Consider the following 4848-nt stretch of genomic DNA (forward strand, 5'->3'; position numbering starts at 1 on the left):
ATGTGATCGTCGACGAGGCCGAGCAGAAGGGCACCGGCCGCTGGACGGTCAAGTCGGCGCTCGACCTCGGCGTGCCGGTGACCGGTATCGCCGAAGCGGTATTCGCCCGTGCGCTGTCGGGTTCGGTGGCCCAGCGCAAGGCCACCACCGGCCTGGCCTCCGGCGACCTGGGCCACAAGCCAACTGATGCAAAGCAATTCATCGACGACGTCAGCAAGGCGCTTTATGCGTCGAAAATCATCGCCTACGCGCAGGGCTTCAACCAGATCCAGGCCGGCAGCGCCGAGTACGACTGGGGCATCACCCCGGGCGACATGGCCACCATCTGGCGCGGCGGCTGCATCATCCGGGCGAAGTTCCTCAACCGGATCAAAGAAGCGTTCGACGAGACCCCCGACCTGGCGACCCTGATCGCGGCACCCTACTTCCGCGACGCCATCGAGTCGGGGATCGACAGTTGGCGCCGGGTGGTGGTGACCGCCACGCAACTGGGTATCCCCATCCCGGGCTTTGCCTCGGCGCTGTCGTACTACGACGCGCTGCGCACCGAGCGCCTGCCCGCCGCGCTCACCCAGGGCCTGCGGGACTTCTTCGGCGCACACACCTATGGACGGACTGATGAAGACCCGAGCAAGAAGTTCCACACCATGTGGAGTCAAGACCGCAGCGAAGTGCCCGCCTAGCGGGGCCCGATGAAGTTCCTGGACGCACACCGCGCTGGCTACGACCTGACCTACGACGACGTCTTCATCGTCCCGAACCGCTCGGACGTGGCGTCGCGTTTCGACGTCGACCTGTCCACCGACGACGGCTCGGGCACCACGATTCCGGTGGTGGTGGCCAATATGACCGCGGTCGCGGGCCGGCGAATGGCCGAGACGGTGGCCCGGCGCGGCGGCATTGTCGTTCTGCCGCAAGACCTTCCGATCACCGCGGTGCGGCAAACCGTCGATTTCGTCAAAAGCCGTGACCTGGTGGTGGACACCCCGGTGACATTGGAGCCCGACGATTCGGTGTCCGACGCGCTGGCGCTGATCTCCAAACGCGCGCACGGCGCCGCGGTCGTGACGTTCGAGGGCCGCCCGATCGGTCTGATCACCGAATCGTGCTGTGATGGCGTCGACCGCTTCGCCCGGGTTCGTGACATCGCGATCACCGACTTCGTCACAGCGCCGGTGGGAACGGATCCGCGAAAAGTCTTCGACCTGCTCGAACATGCCCCGGTTGGCGTCGCGGTGCTGACTGCCGCCGACGGCACCCTGGCCGGTGTACTGACCCGGACCGGCGCGATCCGCGCCGGCATCTATGCGCCGGCCGTTGACGCGCACGACAGGCTGAGGATCGGCGCCGCGGTCGGCATCAACGGCGACGTGGTCGCCAAGGCGCAGGCGGTCGCGGAGGCGGGTGTCGACCTGATCGTCGTCGACACCGCACACGGACATCAGGTCAAAGCGCTGGATGCGATCACCTCGATCGCCTCGCTGGACCTCGGCGTGCCACTGGTCGCCGGCAACGTGGTGTCGGCGGACGGCACCCGCGACCTGGTCAACGCCGGCGCGTCGATCGTCAAGGTCGGGGTGGGTCCGGGTGCCATGTGCACCACCCGGATGATGACCGGCGTCGGGCGCCCGCAATTCTCGGCAGTAGTCGAATGTGCTGCGGCGGCACGGCAACTCGGCGCGCACGTGTGGGCCGACGGCGGGGTGCGGCACCCGCGTGACGTGGCGCTGGCGCTGGCGGCCGGGGCGTCCAACGTGATGATCGGATCGTGGTTCGCCGGCACCTACGAGTCGCCCGGCGACCTGCTGCGCGACCGGGACGGCAAGCCGTACAAGGAGAGTTACGGCATGGCCTCCAAGCGCGCGGTGGTGGCCCGCACCGCGGCCGACAGCGCTTTCGAGCGTGCCCGCAAGGCGTTGTTCGAAGAAGGCATCTCGACGTCGCGGATGGCGCTGGACCCGGTCCGCGGAGGCGTCGAGGATCTGCTGGACCACATCACCTCCGGTGTGCGCAGCACCTGCACCTACGTTGGGGCGTCCACACTGAGCGAACTGCACGAGCGGGTCGTGGTCGGCATCCAGTCCGCCGCGGGCTTCGCCGAGGGGCATCCCCTGCCGTTCGGGTGGTGAACTGCGGCGGTTCGCCACGGCAACGAGAATTCGGGCGCGTCAAACCTTCGCTACCATCAGAGCTCACGCGTGACTGGATACATCGAAGAAGGGGTCTACGTGCCGCAGGCACCCGCGCCTCCCGGCGTGTGTGACGTCGACCCCGTTGGAGAGTGGCCTCGATGAATGTGGCTGTCACCCTGCTCAGTCTGCTGGCGATTGTGCTGCTCACGGCGGGCACTGCGCTGTTCGTGGCCGCCGAATTCTCACTCACCACACTGGAGCGCAGCACCGTTGAGGCCAACGCACGCCGAGGCGGGCGTCGCGACCGGTACGTGCAGCGCGCCCACCACCGCCTGTCCTTTCAGCTGTCGGGGGCGCAGCTCGGTATCTCGATCACCACCCTGATCACCGGCTACCTGACCGAACCACTGGTAGCTCAGCTGCCGCACCCGGCCCTGGATGCGCTCGGGGTGCCGCAGCGGGTTGCCGGCGCGATCATCACCTTCGTGACGCTGTTGGTCGTCACCTCGTTGTCGATGATCTTCGGCGAGCTGATCCCAAAGAACCTGGCGGTGGCCCGCCCGCCCGCGACGGCGCGGTCCGTGGCCGGCATCCAGCTGCTGTTCTCCTGGCTGATGACGTGGCCGATCCGGCTGACCAACGGGGTGGCCAACTGGATTCTGCGCAAGCTGGGCGTGGAACCGGCCCAAGAGTTGCGGTCGGCGCGGTCGGCTCAGGAGCTGGTCTCGCTGGTGCGCACGTCGGCGCGCAGTGGCGCGCTGGATCCGGCGACGGCGGCGCTGCTGGACCGGTCACTGCAGTTCGGTGAGCTGACCGCTGCGGAATTGATGACGCCGCGGTCGAAAATTGTTGCGCTACAAGTGGACGACACCGTGGCCGACTTGGTGGAGGCGGCCGCCGCGAGCGGCTTCTCGCGATTCCCGGTTGTCGACGGTGACCTCGACGAGACGGTCGGCATCGTGCACGTCAAACAGGTTTTCGCGGTGCCACCCGCTGAGCGCGGGCGCACGTTGGTCACCGCGGTCGCGCGGCCGGTCGCCAAGGTCCCCTCGACGCTGGACGGCGACACGCTGATGGGACAGATCCGGGCCAACGCCCTGCAGACCGCGATGGTCGTCGACGAGTACGGCGGCACCGCGGGAATTGTGACCGTGGAGGACCTGATCGAAGAGATCGTCGGCGACGTCCGCGACGAGCACGACGACGCCAGCCAGGATGTGGTGGCGGTCGACCGTGGCTGGCGGGTGGCCGGCTTGCTGCGTATCGACGAGGTGGCCGCCGCGACCGGCTACCACGCCCCCGAAGGCGAGTACGAGACCATCGGGGGGCTGGTCTTGCAGCAGCTGGGCCGCATTCCGGTCATCGGTGACGAGGTGCAGCTGACCGGCTATGAGCACGACGGGGTGCGGAACACCTCCGCGTGGCGGGCCAAGGTGCTGCGGATGGATGGTCGCCGCATCGACCTGCTCGAGCTGACTCAGCTGCCGGGTCGCGCCGATTCCGGCGCGCTGCGAGGGCGATGATGGATGACCTGACCGCGTTGCTGGCGACCGTGCTGCTGATCGGCGCGAACGCGTTTTTCGTCGCTGCCGAGTTTTCGTTGATCTCGGCGCGGCGGGATCGCCTCGAAGGGCTCGCCGAGCAGGGCAGGTCGGCTGCGATCACGGTGATTCAAGCCGGTGAGCAGCTGCCGCTGATGTTCGCCGGCGCCCAGCTCGGGGTGACGGTGTCCTCGATTCTGCTCGGGCGCATCGGCGAACCGGCCGTCGCCGACGTGCTGCGCAGCTCTTTCGATTTTCTCGGTGTGTCCTCGGCGCTGCTGGACACCACCGCGTTCGTGGTGGCGTTGGCGATCGTGGTGACACTGCACCTGCTGCTCGGCGAGATCGTGCCGAAAAACATCGCGCTGGCGGGCCCGGAGCGGGCGGCGATGCTGTTGATCCCGATGTACCTGGTCTACGCGCGCGCGATCCGGCCCGTCGTCAACCTCTACAGCCGCTGCAACGCCGTGATCTTGCGCGCATTGCGGGTCCGGCCACGCGACGAGCTTGACATCACTGTGTCCACCGTCGAACTCAGCGAGATGATCGCCGAGTCGGTGTCGGAGGGATTACTGGACCGGGAGGAGCACACCCGGCTGACTCGCGCACTGCACATCCGCAACCGCACCGTCGCCAATGTGGCGATCCCGATTGCTGACATCCACGCCGTCCCAGTGGCAGCGGCAGGCTCTGGCCCAACGGTCGGCGCCGTCGAAAAGGCTTTGGCCGCAACGGGTTTCTCGCGCTTCCCGGTGCTCGGTGACGACGGCAGCTTCATCGGATACCTACACATCAAAGATGTGCTGTCACTGGCCGACCACCCGCAGGCCGTGGTCGATCTGGCCACCGTGCGGCCACTGCCCGGTATCTCAGAGTCATGGAGCGTCCCCGAGGCACTGTCACGGATGCGCCGCACCAACAGCCACCTCGCGCTGGTCACCGCTGGAGATGGTGGGGCGGTGGTGGGGATGGTCGCCCTGGAGGACTTGGTGCGTGACTTGGTCGGACTCGTGCGCGACGGCACGGGACGTGCCTGACACCACGCTGGCCGTCGAACCGCTCGCTCGCGATCGGCCATACGTCGGGTTGTTGCTCGCCGCATGTCGACCGTGCATCGTGGGCGAAAATTCCGCCCTGCGTTTCACACTCGACGCCTCAGCGCACACTCGACGCCA

General features: G+C 67.6%; 4 protein-coding genes. All 4 read left to right on the top strand.

The window, feature by feature from the left end; translation table 11 throughout:
- Positions 1–683 (top strand): NADP(+)-dependent, decarboxylating phosphogluconate dehydrogenase (locus AC2VOG_RS19695; RefSeq protein WP_486941510.1); only part of this gene is annotated, 683 nt, incomplete at its 5' end.
- Positions 684–692: 9 nt separating this feature from the next.
- A complete protein-coding gene (locus tag AC2VOG_RS19700) occupies positions 693–2129 on the top strand; it encodes a GuaB1 family IMP dehydrogenase-related protein (RefSeq protein WP_486941511.1) in 1437 nt (478 codons plus the stop codon).
- Between the two features lie 161 nt (positions 2130–2290).
- Positions 2291–3655, top strand: a complete 1365-nt coding sequence (locus AC2VOG_RS19705; RefSeq protein ID WP_486941512.1) for a hemolysin family protein — start codon at positions 2291–2293, stop codon at positions 3653–3655.
- A complete protein-coding gene (locus AC2VOG_RS19710; RefSeq protein WP_486941513.1) occupies positions 3655–4710 on the top strand; it encodes a hemolysin family protein in 1056 nt (351 codons plus the stop codon). The genes AC2VOG_RS19705 and AC2VOG_RS19710 overlap by 1 nt, the downstream gene beginning before the upstream one ends.
- Positions 4711–4848: the final 138 nt, after the last annotated feature.

Source organism: Mycobacterium sp. TH-M11, assembly GCF_057473725.1.